The sequence below is a fragment of the Hahella sp. HNIBRBA332 genome, from assembly GCF_030719035.1.
Lineage (GTDB): Bacteria > Pseudomonadota > Gammaproteobacteria > Pseudomonadales > Oleiphilaceae > Hahella.
The window spans coordinates 650901-666595 of the sequence record NZ_CP132203.1; the positions used below are offsets into that span (position 1 = coordinate 650901).

The following is a 15695-nucleotide window of genomic DNA, read 5'->3' on the forward strand; positions in this document are numbered from 1 at the left end:
AGGATCAGGATTATGCGCAGTCATTATTGCGGTGAGGTCAACGAATCTCTTGTAGATCAAGAAGTAACGCTTTGCGGTTGGGTTCACCGCCGTCGCGATCATGGGGGCGTTATCTTTTTGGATCTGCGAGATCGGGATGGTATCGCGCAAGTGGTGTATGACCCTGATACAAATGAAGTTTTCCAGCTGGCTGAGCAGATTCGCGATGAATTCGTGGTGAAAGTCACCGGTCGCGTGCGCTTGAGACCGGAAGGTAAAGCGAACACCGATATGTCCACCGGCATGGTGGAAGTGCTGGGTAAACAGCTGGAGATTCTGAGTACGGCGAAAACGCCTCCCTTCCAGTTGGACGAATTCGTTCAGGTGGGCGAGGACGTGCGCCTGCGTTATCGCTACATGGACTTGCGTCGCCCGGAAATGCTCAACAAGCTGCGCTTCCGCTCCAAGGTCACCAGCTACATCCGTAACTTCCTTGACAGCAATGGCTTCATGGATGTGGAAACGCCGATTCTGACCCGGGCGACCCCGGAAGGCGCACGGGACTATCTGGTGCCCAGCCGTACGCACGAAGGCAGCTTCTTCGCCCTGCCGCAGTCGCCGCAGTTGTTCAAACAATTGCTGATGATGTCCGGCGTAGACCGTTACTATCAGATCGCCAAGTGCTTCCGCGATGAAGACTTGCGCGCAGACCGTCAGCCTGAATTCACTCAGGTGGATATCGAGACTTCCTTCTTAAGTGAAGACGACATTATGTCCATCACTGAGCGTTTGGTGCGGGATATGTTCCGCGACCTGCTTGAGGTGGAACTGCCGGAATTTCCGCGCATGCCGTTCGCCGAGGCGATGAACCGTTACGGTAGCGACAAACCTGACCTGCGTATTCCTTTGGAGTTGGTGGATGTTGGCGACCTGCTGACCAACGTGAGCTTCAATGTCTTCAGCGGTCCGGCTAATGATCCGAAGAGCCGTGTGGCGGCACTGCGTCTTCCGAAAGGCGGCGAACTGCTGTCCCGTAAACAGATCGACGACTATACCAAGTTTGTTGGCATCTACGGCGCCAAAGGCTTGCCTTATATTAAGGTTAACGAAAAAGCCAAAGGTCTGGACGGCTTACAATCTCCGATCGTTAAGCACATCGCTGACGTTATCGATCAGCTGTTGGAGCGTGTGGGCGCGGAAGATGGCGACATTATCTTCTTCGGCACTGATAAGGTCCGCGTCGTCAACGAAGCGCTGGGCGCTTTGCGTGTGAAGCTGGGTCACGACCTTAACCTGCTTGAGAAACAATGGGCGCCGCTGTGGGTTGTGGACTTCCCCATGTTTGAGGAAGACGGCGAAGGCGGCTGGACTGCTATTCACCATCCATTCACTGCGCCTTCCTGCGCGGTGGAAATGCTGGAATCCGATCCTGAAAACGCCTTGTCCCGCGCTTATGATATGGTGTTGAACGGCACCGAATTGGGCGGCGGTTCCGTCCGTATTCACGATTCTGAAATGCAGGAGACCGTGCTGCGCATTCTGGGCATCGGTCAGGATGAGGCGCAAGAGAAGTTCGGCTTCCTGCTGGATGCGCTGAAGTTCGGCTGTCCTCCCCATGGCGGCCTTGCGTTCGGTCTGGACCGTCTGGTCATGCTGATGACCGGCGCTCAGTCCATCCGTGAAGTGATAGCATTCCCGAAAACCCAGAGCGCGATGTGTATGATGACGCAGGCGCCGGGCAAAGTGGATCCGAGACAGCTGCGCGAACTTAATATTCGTCTGCGTAAAACCGAGCAGCCTGAATAAGTTTGAGCGACGCCAAAGCTCTGTCTTTGGCGTCGGCATGGCGAATCTATTTGTTGAAAGTAAAAGTATTTAGCGGAGAGTAACATGGCGGGGCACAGTAAGTGGGCCAATATCAAGCACCGTAAGGCGTCCCAAGACGCCAAGCGCGGAAAGATATTCACCAAGCTGATCCGGGAAATTACCGTGGCGGCGAAAAATGGAGCATTGCCTGAAGACAACCCAAGGTTGCGCGCGGTCATTGATAAAGCCCTGACCGTGAATATGAAAAAGGACACCATTGAGAAAGCGATTCAGCGTGGCGCCGGCGGCGGCGATGACTCCAACTTTGACGAGCTGACTTACGAAGGCTACGGCCCTGGCGGCGTTGCTGTGTATGTTGAGGTCATGACTGATAACCGTAATCGCACCGTGGCGGAAGTGCGTCATGCATTCAGCAAGCATGGCGGCAATCTGGGCACTGACGGTTCCGTTGCATATTTGTTCAGCAAGACGGGCGTGATTTTATTTGCGCCGGACGTCGATGAAGATGCTGTGATGGAAGCCGCCTTGGAAGCAGGCGCTCAGGATGTCATCTCTAACGATGACGGTTCTGTGGAAGTGCAAACCGCCGCTGAAGATTTTATGGCGGTAAAAGACGCGCTGATGGCGGCGGGTCTGACGCCGGAGTCGGCGGACGTCTCCATGGTGCCGGCGACTATGGCTCCTTTGGATGTGGAAAACGGCGAAAAGGTCATGAAGTTGATCGAAATGCTGGAAGATCTGGATGATGTGCAGAATGTCTACAGTAATGCGGACATTCCTGATGAAGTGTTGGAGAGCATGGGCGGTTAATTCGCAACATGCTTTACATGAGCTTCTCTTGAAAGGCGGCGTTAGCCGCCTTTTTTGTTGGCGCTGGCGCAGATATTGTAAGCTTGCGTCATCCGGGTGGCTCATATAGAAATGAAACGATTCTAACGGGCTAAGTGGCCAATTTATGTTGAAAGTGTTAGGTATAGATCCCGGCTCGCGATTCACGGGTTACGGTGTGGTGGAATGGGGAGGCGGCAAGCCTCGCTATGTCGCCAGCGGTTGTATTCGCGTCACCGGGGAGACATTGGCTGAGCGCCTGCGTTGTATTTATCTGGGAGTAACTCAGGTCGTCAGCATGTATGCGCCTCACGAGGCGGCGATTGAGCAGGTTTTTATGGCTCGTAACGCGGATTCCGCTCTGAAGCTGGGGCAGGCGCGAGGTGTGGCGATTCTGGCCATGGCGGAGCAGGGTCTGCAGGTGGCGGAATACTCCGCCAAAAAGGTAAAGCAATCTGTCGTAGGCAAAGGGAATGCGGAAAAGTGGCAGGTGCAGCATATGATGCAGGCGATGTTGGATTTGCAGGCCAAGCCGCAGGCGGACGCGGCGGACGCATTGGCGATCGCTGTCTGTCATCTGCATACCCAGCAAAGTTTGATGCGTATTGGTTCGGTATCAAGTAGTCGTCGCGGTCGGATGCGGTAGGCGTCTTTCTCTGTGTGTTGGTTAATTGTTGGCCGCTTATATTTGCATGTTAGGAGTATGGCGCCACTGCGCTCCTGAAATTATTGGTTGATACATAAAAGAAGAGGTTTCCCTTGATCGGAAGACTGATCGGTAAGTTGGCGGAAAATCATCCGCCTTTCGTGCTGTTAGATGTGAATGGCGTAGGTTACGAGGTGGAGGTGCCTTTGTCTGCGTTGGGGTATTTACCTAAGTTGGGTGAATCCTGCTCTTTATTCACGCATTTCGTCGTGCGTGAAGACGCGCAACTGTTATACGGATTTATCCGTCGCGAAGATCGTGAACTGTTTCGTTTGCTGCTGAAGGTCAATGGCGTGGGGCCAAAAATGGCTGTGGCGATATTGTCTCACATGTCTCCGAATGAGTTTGTCGAATGCGTTCGCGGCGATAATCTGACTCGCCTGACCAAGATGCCTGGCGTAGGTAAAAAGACCGCTGAAAGGCTGCTGATTGAAATGCGCGATAGGATCAAAGATTGGGGAGCGGGAGATCGTGAAACGGCGATGCCGGAGCTCCTGAGTCAATCTGTTGCCGGGCCTTCTCATCTGGAGGAAGCGGAGGCTGCTCTGTTGGCTTTGGGGTATAAACCGCAGGAAGCCAGTCGCGCGATTAACGCGGTCTATAAGGATGGCATGGGGCGGGATGAGCTGATCCGTCTGGCCCTGAAGGGGATGGTAAAAACCAAGTAGCCAAGCTATGATGCCCCCAACGTTTGACGCCAATAAAGACCTCAAAAATACCTCATGATCGAAGCAGATCGCATAATCTCGCCAAACGCCACTCTGCAGGAAGATTCCCAAGATCGAGCCATACGCCCTAAAAGGTTGGAAGACTATGTCGGCCAGCCTCAGGTGCGTGAGCAAATGGAGATCTTCATCAATGCTGCGCGTGGACGTCAGGAAGCATTAGACCATACCTTGATATTCGGTCCCCCCGGACTGGGTAAAACCACATTAGCGAATATCATCGCCAACGAGATGGACGTCTCCATCAAAACCACTTCTGGTCCTGTTCTGGAAAAAGCCGGCGATCTTGCTGCGCTGCTGACGAACCTGGAGCCAAAGGACGTGCTGTTCATCGATGAAATCCATCGACTCAGCGCGGCGGTTGAAGAGGTGTTATACCCGGCGATGGAAGACTATCAGTTGGACATCATGATCGGGGAGGGGCCAGCGGCGCGCTCCATCAAGCTTGATCTGCCTCCGTTTACCCTGGTGGGCGCCACCACCCGGGCGGGACTGCTGACGTCGCCGTTGCGGGACCGCTTTGGAATCGTTCAGCGTTTGGAGTTCTACTCGGTTGAGGACTTGCGGCATATCGTTGCGCGCTCGGCCAGCCTGCTTGGCGTTTCTATTGATGACGGCGGCGCGCATGAAATCGCCAGGCGCTCAAGAGGAACGCCCCGTATCGCCAACCGCTTACTGCGGCGAGTGCGTGATTACGCGGAAGTGAAAGCGGACGGCGCTATTACCAATGATGTGGCGGACAAGGCTCTCAACATGCTGAACGTGGATTTGCACGGCTTTGATCATATGGATCGCCGCCTGTTGCTGGCCGTCATGGAGAAATTTGATGGCGGCCCGGTGGGGGTGGAGAGCCTCGCTGCGGCCATCGGTGAAGAAAAGGGCACGATTGAGGATGTGGTCGAGCCGTATCTGATTCAGCAGGGTTTCCTAATGCGCACGCCGCGCGGCAGAGTGGCGACGCAGGCGGCGTACAATCACTTCGGATTGACCATGCCGGAGTAGAGATGACAAGGCTTTTGGCCAAATTTTATTAAGGGAATTTAATGACTTCCAGCTCGTTTGTGTGGCCCGTTCGAGTATATATTGAAGACACTGACGCTGGCGGTATCGTTTTTTACGCCAATTATCTGCGTTTTATGGAAAGAGCTCGCACCGAGTTCATCCGGTCTCTTGGGTTCCCCAGACTGGAGACGGTGGATCTTGACGCTCAGTTCGTCGTGCATAGTTTAGCCTTGCAATATCACAGCCCGGCGCGACTTGATGACGAAGTGGCGGTAAGCGCCAATATTGTCAAACTGGGTCGCACCTACATGGAATTTGAGCAGAACATCACTCGAGGCGATGAGGCGGAATTACTGGTCTCGGGTAGAGTCAAAGTCGCCTGCATCGACAAAGTCAGCTTTAAGCCCAGGCCGATCCCAGGAGATTTGGCCTTGGCGCTGCAAAAAGGTATAAACGTTTAGTTTTTGCGGCTCCGCCATGAAAGGCGGCGGCCCGCCTACGATAAAAACAGCAATAGGAGTCCTATAAGTGGAGGATAAACTTTCAATTTGGGCGCTGATTAGCAACGCCAGTTTTTTGGTGCAGATTGTCATGCTGATCCTGCTCGCCGCCTCGATTGTCTCCTGGATGGTTATCTTTCAGCGCGCCAGAATCTTCGGTATGGCTCGTAAGGCGACCACCAAATTTGAGGAGCGTTTCTGGTCGGGCATGGACCTTAATCAGCTCTACCGCGAATCCAGCGCTGCGCCGAACCCTAACAGCGGCATGGAGCAAATTTTCCGTTCCGGTTTCAAAGAGTTCTCTCGTTTGCGTCAGCAAGCCGGCGTTGACCCTGACGCGGTGATGGAAGGTACGCAGCGTTCAATGCGCGTCGCCCTGTCCAGAGAAATGGATCGATTGGAGGCTCACTTGCCGTTTCTTGCTACAGTCGGCTCCACCAGTCCTTATATCGGGTTGTTCGGCACGGTATGGGGGATCATGAACTCTTTCCGAGGGCTTGCGCAAATTCAGCAAGCCACGATCTCTACAGTGGCGCCGGGTATTTCCGAGGCGTTGATCGCGACAGCCATGGGGCTTTTCGCTGCAATACCAGCAGTAATCGCTTACAACCGTTATTCGGCCAGAAGCGAAAGTCTCGCCAATTCCTTTCAGACTTTTGCGGAAGAGTTTTCCAGCATCCTGCATCGCAGAGTTCACGCAAAGTCCTCTTAAAAGGAGAACCAATCCTTGGATTTTACTCGCGTAAAGAAAAAGCAGATGGCGGAAATCAACGTCGTTCCCTATATCGACGTCATGTTGGTGTTGCTGGTCATTTTTATGATTACGGCGCCCATGTTGATGCAGGGAGTGAATGTGGATTTGCCGCAAACGGAGTCAGAGGCGTTACAGGTCTCTCCCGATACGCCTCCTTTAGTGGTGTCGGTGGATGCGTTTGGCGCTTATTTTGTGGAAATCGGCGACGATCGTTCCAAGCCCATGCCGCTGGATGATGTGGTGAAACGGGTAAGCCTGGTGCGGGAGACCAATAAGTCAGTCATGGTCCTGGTGCGAGGCGACCGTAACGTTCCGTACGGAACGATAGTGGGGCTGATGGCGGCGTTGAAGGACGCCGGCGTGGCGAACGTTGGGCTGATTACAGAGAAGCCTTAAGCTGTTATGGGTGAAAGATAAGCTGTGATGGATAGCCCCGGTAATCAACCAAAAAGCGGATACATCGGTCCGGCGCTGTTTTCCGTCATATTGCATCTGGGTATTGCGGGTCTGGCCTTTCTGGGCTGGTCTGCGCATACGCCGCCGACTCCCGTTATTCCACATATGCGGGCGATGGTGATTGACGCCGACGCGTTGAAGCAAATGACCAAGCCTGAGCCTAAGCCTGCAGTCAAGAAAGAAGAGCCGAAGCGGGAAGATGAGCAGCAAAAGAAGCAGCAAGAGCAGGAAAAGCAGCGCCAGGAAGAGCTGAAACGGCAAGAGCAGGCGAAGCAAGAAACCGAACGCAAGGCGGCGGCGGAAAAAAAACGTGAACAAGAAGCCATTGCGCTGAAGAAAAAGCAGGAAGAAGAGCGCAAGAAGAAAGAGGAAGAAAAGCGCCAGGAAGACGAAAAGCGTAAAGTCGAAGAAAAGAAACAGGCTGAAGAGAAACGCAAAGCGGAAGAAGAGCGTAAAAAGAAAGAAGCAGAGCGCAAGAAAAAAGAGGAAGAGAAGCGCCTGGCCGAGCAAAAGCAAAAAGAGCTTGAGCGTCAGATGAAAGAGGCGCGTGAGAAGAAGCGCCAGGAAGAGCTGAAAAAGGCGGAAGAGCTGAAAATGGCTCAGGAAGCGGCGGAGTATGAGCGTCGCTTGCAAGAGCAGCTCGAAGCAGAGAGCACGGCTCAGCGACAGCAGCGCGAACTAACCGAAGTTGAGAAGTACAAGGCGCTGATTTATTCCGCTTTGGTTCAGGTTTGGCTGCAGCCTCCGGGGGAGATCAAAGGCTTGAAGACGGAGCTACAGCTGCAGTTGCTGCCAACTGGAGAACTTTTGTCCGTCAAGGTTGTTAAGTCTAGCGGCAATAGCGCTTTTGATCAGTCGGCGATTGGCGCCGCGAATGCGGTAAGAAAATATTCTGTACCCTCTGATCCCAGTCTATTTAACCGGGAATTCAGAAACGTAACTATTATTTTTAGCCCCAAATAAAAATCACTGCCTATTTGTAAGTGTCCCAATGAAAAAACATATTTTTTTTACACTGGTTTTATTAATAAGCGGGCTGGCGAGAGCCGACCTGGTCATTGAAATCGATAAAGGGAGCAGGGAAGCGATACCGGTAGCGGTCGTTCCATTCGCCAATGAATCGGGGCAGCCTTTGGCGGAAGACATTGCGCAGATTGTTACTGAGGATTTAAAGCGCTCCGGTGATATAAATCCTTTAGATCGCACTCGGATGCTGAGCATTCCCAGTAAAGTCGAGGAAATTTATTTTAGCGACTGGGCGCGCCAAGGACAGCGTTACCTGTTGGTTGGCGGCGTTCAATACGATGCTCCGTCGCAGGTCTATAAAGTTCGTTACGAACTCTATAACGTTCAATCGCAACAGCGTGTAATTGGCAAAATTCTCAGTGGCAAAAGCGAGAAGTTGAGAGACTTAGGGCACGCTGTCGCTGACGCTGTGTATGAGGCGGTTACTGGGATTCGCGGCGTATTCTCCACACGTATTGCTTACGTCACTTTAGAGAAGAGCGGTTCCAAGAATATTTATAAGTTGGAAGTGTCGGACGCGGATGGCCGGCGTTCGCAGGAGATTCTTAAAAAGCCCATGCCCATTATTTCGCCAGCCTGGTCCCCGGATGGGAAAAAGCTGGCATATGTTTCTTTTGAGTCCCAGCGTCCAGCAATATACGTTCAGGATATCGCCACCGGTACGCGTACGCAGGTCACCTCCTATAAAGGTTTGAATAGTGCGCCCACGTGGTCTCCCGATGGAACCAAATTGGCGGTGACTTTGTCGAAAGATGGCAACGCCGAACTTTATGTGTTGGACCTGCGTAATAACTCCCTGAAGCGACTGACCAATCACTGGGCGATCGACACGGAGGCTTCCTGGTCGCCAGACGGCAGAACCATTGCGTTTACTTCGGATCGCGGCGGCGGCCCACAAATCTATTTGATGGATGCTTCTGGCGGCACTCCCCGCAGGTTGACCTTCGAAGGGCGCTATAATTCTCGTCCTCGTTTTAGCGTTGACGGCAAGAAGGTCTATTATGTTCATCAACGTGACGGTTCATTCAATGTGGCGTCACTGGATTTGGAGTCAGGGCAGGATCAGATTTTGACGCAAACCGAAATGGATGAATCTCCAAGTGTCGCGCCCAATGGAAGTATGATAATTTATGCAACCCAGAAAAACGGTAAGGGCGTATTGGCGGTTGTAGGAGTGAATTCCGGATCGAAGTACACCCTGCCGGCCCAGTTTGGCGACGTGCGGGAACCGGCCTGGTCCCCGTATATTTCAAGATAAAACAAGCTAAGTATGTAAGGAAAAGCTATGAATGTACTGAGTATTCGTAATATTTTCGCGCTGGTATTGGTCTCTTTTATTGCAGCAGGTTGTACTTCAACCGATACCAGACCAGACGAAACTGTTGGCGTAGTTGATCAAGACGGCGCTGACGCAGGCGGCGTTGGCCTGGGCAACGGTTCTGGTTTGTCTGAAGAGGAGTTGGCTGAGCAGCAGCGTTTGGCTGAGCAAAACGCAATGACTGCAGAGCAAGATGCACTGCGTGAAGTGCGCGTATTTTACTTCGATTTCGACAAAACTATCGTGAAGCCTGAGTCTCATATGTCTCTGCGCGCTCACGCGGCGTTGTTGGCGGCTAACCCAGCCGTAAAAGTGGTTCTGAACGGCTATGCGGATGAGCGTGGCACTAAGGAATACAACCTTGCGCTGGGCGAGCGTCGTGCGCAGGCGATCGAGCGTTTTCTGGTGGTTAATGGCGCCGGCGACAGCCAGATCGAAACTGTTAGCTACGGCGAAGAGTTCCCAGTTGATCCTGCTCACAACGAAGCGGCTTGGAATAAAAACCGTCGCGTAGTGATTGAGTACAAGTAATCTTATTTGAACTATTAAGGACGGATAGCCGAACTGATGTCTAAGAAAACTATTCGGAATGTAACTCTCCTTGGCGCGCTGGCGTGTGGGGCATTGTCTCCGCTGGCGTTGGCGGCATCGTCAACGACGACGCCGGTGTTGCAGGTGCGTCCGGCGCAACAGCAAGCTCCTTCTGCGGGCGGCTCTGCGGCGGAAATGCTCTACATGTTTGAGCAGATGCAGCAGGAGGTGAGGGAGCTCAGAGGGCAAGTGGAAGAGCTCAGACATCAGGTTGACCAGATGAAGAAGCAAGAGCGTGAGCGCTACATTGATCTGGATCGGCGAATTTTGGAGTTGCAGCGCCAGGGGGCTCAAACACGGGAAACCCGTCCCCCTGTCGCTGTTGGCGGTCCTGCGCCAACGACAGGCGTGGATGCGTCAGCTACGCCAGCGCCAGGCTCTACAGGCGACGCTGATGAATCGCTGGAGTTGACTCCTAATAAGGCGCCGCCATCTGCAGCTGAGCAGCAGGAGTACGATCAGGCGTTTGATTTGATCAAACGGAGGGAGTACGACAAAGCGGTGGAAGCCTTACACGCTTTTATCAAGAAGTATCCGGAGTCGGATCTTTCCGCCAATGCGTATTACTGGTTGGGAGAGGTGTATCTGGTGATTCCCAAGCTTGAACAGGCGCGTCAGGCGTTTGTTGTAGTTGTGGGTAAGTATCCAGAGCATAGAAAGGCGCCTGACGCCATGTATAAGCTTGGTGTGACCTATCATCGTTTGGGCGATAACGCTGAAGCGAAGAAGTATTTGAGTGAAGCCGTCAGCCGTTTTCCGGGAACTTCTCCTGCAAATTTGGCGAAAGATTATTTAAGACAGGTGCAGTGAGGGCGCCTGAAAAAAAGATGCGTTTTTTCTGAAAAAATTTTGAAAAAACCTCTTGTCATTTCCCTCAGAATCAGTAGTATATGCGCCTCGCTTGGGTCGTTAGCTCAGTCGGTAGAGCAGTTGGCTTTTAACCAATTGGTCGATGGTTCGAATCCATCACGACCCACCATTAAATTCCAGATTGTCGCCATCAAGGCGATAGTCATCCAAGAAAGTTTCTTGGGTCGTTAGCTCAGTCGGTAGAGCAGTTGGCTTTTAACCAATTGGTCGATGGTTCGAATCCATCACGACCCACCATGATTCGCAAAGCGGGGCCCTCAAGGCCCCGTTTTTGTTTCTCCCTCGCTCCAATTCATTACGCTCTTGCCTGTATGTCGATGAAAGGCTTAATCGGCGCTCATCATGTCGTATAATGTCGCTATGGCGGTAAAATGCTGTGGATACAAAATACTATTAAATACGGGTCAAAATTGATGAGTGCTATAAGCGACCGAATTTTTGTTCAGGAGCATCTCGCTCGAGAGCACGAAGCCAGTGAGTTAAGTCCAGAGGAAGCGGAACGCCTGAAGGCGGAGATAAAAGAGTTGCTGGTGCAGGAAGACGCTGTGCTGGTGGCTCATTATTATACTGATCCTTTGTTGCAGGCGTTGGCGGAAGAGACTGGGGGCTGTGTCGCAGACTCTCTGGAGATGGCCCGTTTTGGCAATCAGCATCCAGCGTCCACTCTGATGGTGTGTGGCGTTCGTTTCATGGGGGAGACGGCGAAAATCCTTAACCCTGAGAAAACGGTTTTGATGCCCACTCTGGAGGCGACATGCTCACTGGATATCGGTTGCCCCGTAGAAGAGTTCTCTGCGTTCTGCGATGAGCACAAGGACCGCACAGTGGTGGTGTACGCGAATACTTCCGCTGCTGTGAAAGCGCGCGCAGACTGGGTCGTCACATCCAGTATCGCCCTGGATATCGTGGAATACCTGCATGAGCGGGGCGAGAAGATCATATGGGCCCCTGACAAGCATTTGGGCGGCTATGTGAAAAACAAGACCGGAGCAGATATTTTGCTGTGGGACGGCTCCTGTATCGTGCATGAGGAGTTCAAGTCAAAAGGTTTATCCGACCTCAAGCAGCTCTATCCTGACGCTGCAGTATTGGTGCACCCGGAGTCACCAGAGGCTGTCGTGGAGATGGCGGACGTCGTAGGTTCCACATCGCAATTGATCAATGCGGTCAAGAGCATGGCGAACGAGCAGTTCATCGTCGCTACCGATGCGGGTATCTTTTATAAGATGCAGCAAATGGCTCCGGAGAAAACACTTATTGAGGCTCCGACGGCTGGGAATGGCGCTACGTGTCGAAGCTGTGCGCACTGTCCCTGGATGGCGATGAACGGGCTGGAGAATCTGCGTGACGTTCTGATCAACAAGCGTCAGGAAATTATCGTGGAAGCGGATTTGCGGGAAAAGGCGCTTATCCCGCTACAACGTATGCTTAACTTCTCTAAAGAGCGCCAGATGGCCGTAAAAGGCAACGCGTAATTGCATGCTTGTAAAGGCGCTTCGATGTGGGGCGCCTTTAATCTTAAAACTTAAACTCCTTTCCTGCCTCAGCAAAGTCTTTCATCCGTTTTTGGATGACCGCCATTCTTTGATAGTTGCCTTCACTTTTGCTAAGCGCCTGGCGTAACTGCTGCGTCGCTTTGCTGATATTTCCAGTCAGGTAGAAATATTCCGCTCGCGCTTGATGCAGTTCGGCGATTGAGCCTGCTAGTCCATGAGTTTCCGCCAGCTCGTACCAGAGGCTGGGTTCGGCGCCATAGCTGGAGGTCAATCCACGCAGCAAGCGTTCCGCCTCTTTGTGGTCGCCCCGTTGATTCAGGAGGCGAGCCAGATCCATGCTTAGCGGATAGTTGCTTGGATTGCGTTGCAAATGCTTATTAAGCAGCTGAATGGCTTCATCGTTTCTTTTGCTTGCCGCCAGCCAGTCCGCATAGGCGACGACAATAGATATTCGATTGCCGTCTATTTTAAGCAGCTGCTCCATTGCTTCTTTGGCGTCCTGCGGGCGCTCCACTTTGCTGGCGCTGATTACCTGTCCATACAGCGCCGCCAAACGCGAATTTCCCGTGCCGCCGGTGGATTGCGCCTTGAAAAGATTAAATGCGTCTTCGGCATTCTTGGCGTAATGCAGAAGCACGCGGCTTTGCATGATGTAGTAATCCGGGTCTTCTTTGTAGGCGCCAGATGGATAGTTGGCGGCTCTGGCGGCGGTGTCGGATACGCGGCTCTCTGTCAGAGGGTGAGTGCGCAGGTACTCAGGAAATTGTTGTGCGTAGCGATTGTTGCGCAGCATCTTTTCAAACATGCTGGACATGGCGCGCGGCTCCATGCCGCTGGCTGCGAGAGTCTCCAGGCCCAAGCGATCCGCCTCCTGTTCGTTCTGTCTGCTATAGCTTAATTGTTCCTGAATCGAATAGGCCTGGGTGGAGGCTAAAGCCGCTACGCCTGCATCTGAACCGGCAGTGGCGGCGATAATCACGCTCGCCAGAATCCCCGCCATATTGAGGGCGGTGTGCATCTTGCTTTCTTCCAGGCGGCGAGCGAAATGGCGTTGGCTTAAGTGGGCGATTTCGTGAGCGAGCACGCCAGCCATTTCCTGCTCGCTCTGAGCATACAAAAACAAGCCGGCGTTAACGCCTATAACGCCACCTGGAACGGCGAATGCGTTCAGAATATTGGAGTCGACTACAACGGTGGTCAGGTTGTGGTCCTGAAGTTCGCTGTTGGGCGCCAGCTTGTAGATCAGGTCTCGCACGTAAACTGTAAGCAACGGGTCGGCGTATGTGGGAAGCTGAGAGCGCAGGGAGCGTAGCCAGGCTTGTCCCAGCGCTTGCTCCTGGGCGGGCGTAATAATTGCGCCGCTGCTGTCCCCCAGCTCAGGTAGTGTGGATTCGTCAGCGTGAATGGCAGGGGGAAGAGTCAGGCTGAGCAGTAATGGGAAAAGGTATTTTTTGCGCATGGGACCAGGCTTCGGCAGCAGAATCCGTCAAATGGCGGAATGCGGGATTTACACGACTTTAAGCTGTTTTGGAGAAATCTTCTAATACTTTAACGCCAGAGATTGTACGTTAATCGACGGAAAGAAGTGACGTCTTATCAATTACATTATAGCAATATGTGGTTGATATCCCTATCATGCGGGGCGAATCAACCGGTATTTGGAGGGGGCGATGTCTAATCGGGAAGCAGCGGTCAGCACGCTTGATTTGAGGGGCTTGAAGTGCCCGATGCCGTTGTTGAAGACCAAGCAGAAACTGAATGCGATGGCCGCTGGCGAGCGATTGCTGGTGTTAACGACGGATCCAGGTTCGCAAAGGGATTTTTCATCCTATTTGCAACTTAGTGCGCACACTCTGGTGGAGAGCAGAGTGGAAGAGGGCGAGTTTCATTTCCTGATCTTGCGCGGCTGATTCTCTCCGGTGACATTAGGTGTGAGCGCATTTCGATGTTAAAAGTATTTAAGAGCTGGTTTGACAAGTATTTCTCCGACGAGGAGGCAGTCATTCTGTTTATCCTGCTGGTAGCGGGCGTTCTAGTGATGGCGTTTTTCGGCGCCATGCTGGCGCCGGTGATCGGTAGTATTGTCATTGCTTATATTCTGCAGGGGCTGGTGATTAAGCTGCAGCGCATGGGAATGGGGCATATCTATGCGGTGCTTTCCGTGTTTGCGCTATTCGTAGGCGTGACGTTGGCGAGCGTGCTGCTTATCCTTCCATTGATGGTGCGTCAGATCACCTCCTTATTTCAGGAGCTGCCCAGCATGATGACGAATCTGCAAACCTTGATAAAACTTCTGCCTGAACAATACCCTCAATTCTTTACGGAAGAGAGTGTGGTGGGCTTGTCGCGTCAATTGACGACGGAAGTCAGCAAGATTACGCAGTGGGTCTTTTCTTTCTCTTTGTCCAGTATTCCCACTTTGCTTGCGATTATGATCTATGCGGTGCTGGTGCCGATCATGGTGTTCTTCTTCCTGAAAGATCGTGGAGTCATTTTGAACTCGTTGTCGTCGCTACTGCCGACAGAGCGCCGCTTGATGACCAATATCTGGACTGAAGCCAACATGCAGTTCGCCAACTATATTCGCGGTAAGGTGTTGGAGATTCTGATCGTGGGCGTGGCGACCTATGTCGCATTCGTATTGATGGGGCTCAACTATTCCCTGTTGTTGGCGGTTCTGGTTGGGTTGTCAGTGGTGATTCCCTACATTGGCGCGGCGATTGTGACCATCCCCGTGGCGTTGATTGCGTTGTTTCAATGGGGGTGGGGCCCTGATTTCATCTGGCTGATGGTGGCCTACGGCGTCATTCAGGCGTTGGATGGTAATGTGCTGGTGCCATTGTTGTTCTCCGAAGTGGTGAACCTGCATCCGGTGGTGATCATCGTCAGCGTTTTGGTGTTTGGCGGCTTGTGGGGAATTTGGGGTGTGTTTTTTGCAATCCCGCTGGCGACTTTGCTGAAGGCGATTTTTTCAGCCTGGCCAACCGTCAAAGCGGCGGGAGGCTGATGCAAAGGGCGAGTCTGGCGGTTCGGGCTCGCCCCCAACAAGCAAGAAAGCTCTGCAGTTGCGCTTAGAGCGCTTTAGCGGCTTCCAGCACTTCCGCTACGTGTCCTTTCACCTTTACCTTACGCCACTCTTTGCGCAACACGCCTTCAGCGTCAATGAGAAAGGTTGAGCGCTCAATTCCCATATATTCCTTGCCATAAAGTTTCTTTAGCTTGATGACGTCGAAAACCTTGCATACGACTTCGTCTGGATCCGTGATGAGTTCGAATGGGAAGTCGTGTTTGGCTTTGAAGTTTTGGTGGGTTTTCAAACTGTCTTTAGAAACGCCGAACACCACAGTGTTCAGCTTTTCGAATTCGGCGTAATTATCTCTGAAGTCCTGGCCTTCCGTGGTGCACCCTGGAGTATGGTCCTTGGGGTAGAAATAGATCACGATATTTTTGCCCTTCAGGTCGCTCAGTCGAACGGTTTGATCCGGGGTGGCCTGGGCCTCGAAATCGGTAACGGTTTGTCCTGGCTGCGCCATGGCGGCTCCTTATTTCTGTTTCGGTCGAATTGATGGGGATTAATATGTGCGCGAAGCGCCTAACTGTACGTTTACGTTGGCGCT

The 15695-nt window shown here is 52.7% G+C and carries 17 protein-coding genes and 2 tRNA genes; 17 read left to right on the plus strand and 2 right to left on the minus strand.

From position 1 onward, the window contains the following. The first annotated feature begins 12 nt into the window (after positions 1-12). The 15 genes from aspS (at position 13) to nadA (ending at position 12057) form a co-directional block, all read left to right on the plus strand. A complete protein-coding gene (gene aspS, locus O5O45_RS03130; RefSeq protein WP_305903832.1) occupies positions 13-1785 on the plus strand; it encodes an aspartate--tRNA ligase in 1773 nt (590 codons plus the stop codon). Positions 1786-1869: 84 nt separating this feature from the next. After that, a complete protein-coding gene (locus O5O45_RS03135; RefSeq protein ID WP_305903833.1) occupies positions 1870-2616 on the plus strand; it encodes a YebC/PmpR family DNA-binding transcriptional regulator in 747 nt (248 codons plus the stop codon). A 145-nt stretch (positions 2617-2761) separates the two neighbouring features. Beyond that, positions 2762-3280: a crossover junction endodeoxyribonuclease RuvC gene (gene ruvC, locus O5O45_RS03140; RefSeq protein ID WP_305903834.1), complete on the plus strand. Its 519-nt coding sequence runs from the start codon at positions 2762-2764 to the stop codon at positions 3278-3280. Positions 3281-3393: 113 nt separating this feature from the next. Beyond that, on the plus strand, positions 3394-4008 hold the full coding sequence (gene ruvA, locus O5O45_RS03145) for a Holliday junction branch migration protein RuvA (RefSeq protein WP_305903835.1): 615 nt from the start codon (positions 3394-3396) through the stop codon (positions 4006-4008). Between the two features lie 54 nt (positions 4009-4062). Beyond that, positions 4063-5067 (plus strand): Holliday junction branch migration DNA helicase RuvB, encoded by a 1005-nt coding sequence (ruvB, locus tag O5O45_RS03150; protein ID WP_305903836.1) that lies wholly within the window; start codon positions 4063-4065, stop codon positions 5065-5067. Between the two features lie 41 nt (positions 5068-5108). Further along, positions 5109-5528, plus strand: coding sequence for a tol-pal system-associated acyl-CoA thioesterase (ybgC, locus tag O5O45_RS03155; protein ID WP_305903837.1), 420 nt, complete (start codon positions 5109-5111; stop codon positions 5526-5528). A 67-nt stretch (positions 5529-5595) separates the two neighbouring features. Continuing rightward, the gene (gene tolQ / locus O5O45_RS03160) at positions 5596-6279 is read left to right on the plus strand and encodes a protein TolQ (protein ID WP_305903838.1); all 684 of its coding nucleotides are present in this window, start codon (positions 5596-5598) and stop codon (positions 6277-6279) included. A 15-nt stretch (positions 6280-6294) separates the two neighbouring features. After that, positions 6295-6717: a protein TolR gene (gene tolR / locus O5O45_RS03165; protein ID WP_305903839.1), complete on the plus strand. Its 423-nt coding sequence runs from the start codon at positions 6295-6297 to the stop codon at positions 6715-6717. Between the two features lie 27 nt (positions 6718-6744). Continuing rightward, positions 6745-7740 carry a cell envelope integrity protein TolA gene (gene tolA, locus O5O45_RS03170; RefSeq protein ID WP_305906184.1) on the plus strand — a complete coding sequence of 332 codons (996 nt, stop codon included), beginning with the start codon at positions 6745-6747 and terminating at the stop codon, positions 7738-7740. A 28-nt stretch (positions 7741-7768) separates the two neighbouring features. After that, the gene (tolB, locus tag O5O45_RS03175; RefSeq protein ID WP_305903840.1) at positions 7769-9061 is read left to right on the plus strand and encodes a Tol-Pal system beta propeller repeat protein TolB; all 1293 of its coding nucleotides are present in this window, start codon (positions 7769-7771) and stop codon (positions 9059-9061) included. Positions 9062-9088: 27 nt separating this feature from the next. Then, positions 9089-9652: a peptidoglycan-associated lipoprotein Pal gene (gene pal / locus O5O45_RS03180; RefSeq protein WP_305903841.1), complete on the plus strand. Its 564-nt coding sequence runs from the start codon at positions 9089-9091 to the stop codon at positions 9650-9652. Between the two features lie 36 nt (positions 9653-9688). Continuing rightward, on the plus strand, positions 9689-10522 hold the full coding sequence (gene ybgF / locus O5O45_RS03185) for a tol-pal system protein YbgF (protein ID WP_305903842.1): 834 nt from the start codon (positions 9689-9691) through the stop codon (positions 10520-10522). A 93-nt stretch (positions 10523-10615) separates the two neighbouring features. After that, positions 10616-10691 (plus strand) — tRNA-Lys (locus tag O5O45_RS03190). Positions 10692-10743: 52 nt separating this feature from the next. After that, positions 10744-10819: transfer RNA gene (locus O5O45_RS03195), tRNA-Lys, on the plus strand. A gap of 176 nt (positions 10820-10995) precedes the next feature. Next, a complete protein-coding gene (gene nadA, locus O5O45_RS03200) occupies positions 10996-12057 on the plus strand; it encodes a quinolinate synthase NadA (RefSeq protein ID WP_305903843.1) in 1062 nt (353 codons plus the stop codon). Positions 12058-12100: 43 nt separating this feature from the next. Here nadA and O5O45_RS03205 read toward each other — a convergent pair whose 3' ends face one another. Further along, on the minus strand, positions 12101-13537 hold the full coding sequence (locus tag O5O45_RS03205) for a M48 family metalloprotease (protein WP_305903844.1): 1437 nt from the start codon (positions 13535-13537) through the stop codon (positions 12101-12103). Positions 13538-13748: 211 nt separating this feature from the next. On the opposite strand from O5O45_RS03205, the gene O5O45_RS03210 reads away from it, so the two are divergent. Then, positions 13749-13988: a sulfurtransferase TusA family protein gene (locus O5O45_RS03210; protein ID WP_305903845.1), complete on the plus strand. Its 240-nt coding sequence runs from the start codon at positions 13749-13751 to the stop codon at positions 13986-13988. 35 nt (positions 13989-14023) lie between these two features. Further along, positions 14024-15085 carry an AI-2E family transporter gene (locus O5O45_RS03215; RefSeq protein WP_305903846.1) on the plus strand — a complete coding sequence of 354 codons (1062 nt, stop codon included), beginning with the start codon at positions 14024-14026 and terminating at the stop codon, positions 15083-15085. A gap of 64 nt (positions 15086-15149) precedes the next feature. Here the strand turns inward: O5O45_RS03215 and O5O45_RS03220 are convergent, their stop codons facing one another. Then, positions 15150-15611 (minus strand): peroxiredoxin, encoded by a 462-nt coding sequence (locus O5O45_RS03220; protein ID WP_305903847.1) that lies wholly within the window; start codon positions 15609-15611, stop codon positions 15150-15152. Between the last annotated feature and the right edge of the window lie 84 nt (positions 15612-15695).

Excerpts from the sequence above, each read along its gene's own strand:
- aspS (WP_305903832.1), top strand. The coding sequence starts at position 13 with ATGCGCAGTCATTATTGCGGTGAGGTCAACGAATCTCTTGTAGATCAA.
- O5O45_RS03135 (WP_305903833.1), top strand. The coding sequence starts at position 1,870 with ATGGCGGGGCACAGTAAGTGGGCCAATATCAAGCACCGTAAGGCGTCC.
- ruvC (WP_305903834.1), top strand. The coding sequence starts at position 2,762 with ATGTTGAAAGTGTTAGGTATAGATCCCGGCTCGCGATTCACGGGTTAC.
- ruvB (WP_305903836.1), top strand. The coding sequence starts at position 4,063 with ATGATCGAAGCAGATCGCATAATCTCGCCAAACGCCACTCTGCAGGAA.
- ybgC (WP_305903837.1), top strand. The coding sequence starts at position 5,109 with ATGACTTCCAGCTCGTTTGTGTGGCCCGTTCGAGTATATATTGAAGAC.
- tolA (WP_305906184.1), top strand. The coding sequence starts at position 6,745 with ATGGATAGCCCCGGTAATCAACCAAAAAGCGGATACATCGGTCCGGCG.
- tolB (WP_305903840.1), top strand. The coding sequence starts at position 7,769 with ATGAAAAAACATATTTTTTTTACACTGGTTTTATTAATAAGCGGGCTG.
- pal (WP_305903841.1), top strand. The coding sequence starts at position 9,089 with ATGAATGTACTGAGTATTCGTAATATTTTCGCGCTGGTATTGGTCTCT.
- ybgF (WP_305903842.1), top strand. The coding sequence starts at position 9,689 with ATGTCTAAGAAAACTATTCGGAATGTAACTCTCCTTGGCGCGCTGGCG.
- nadA (WP_305903843.1), top strand. The coding sequence starts at position 10,996 with ATGAGTGCTATAAGCGACCGAATTTTTGTTCAGGAGCATCTCGCTCGA.
- O5O45_RS03205 (WP_305903844.1), bottom strand. The coding sequence starts at position 13,537 with ATGCGCAAAAAATACCTTTTCCCATTACTGCTCAGCCTGACTCTTCCC.
- O5O45_RS03210 (WP_305903845.1), top strand. The coding sequence starts at position 13,749 with ATGTCTAATCGGGAAGCAGCGGTCAGCACGCTTGATTTGAGGGGCTTG.
- O5O45_RS03215 (WP_305903846.1), top strand. The coding sequence starts at position 14,024 with ATGTTAAAAGTATTTAAGAGCTGGTTTGACAAGTATTTCTCCGACGAG.
- O5O45_RS03220 (WP_305903847.1), bottom strand. The coding sequence starts at position 15,611 with ATGGCGCAGCCAGGACAAACCGTTACCGATTTCGAGGCCCAGGCCACC.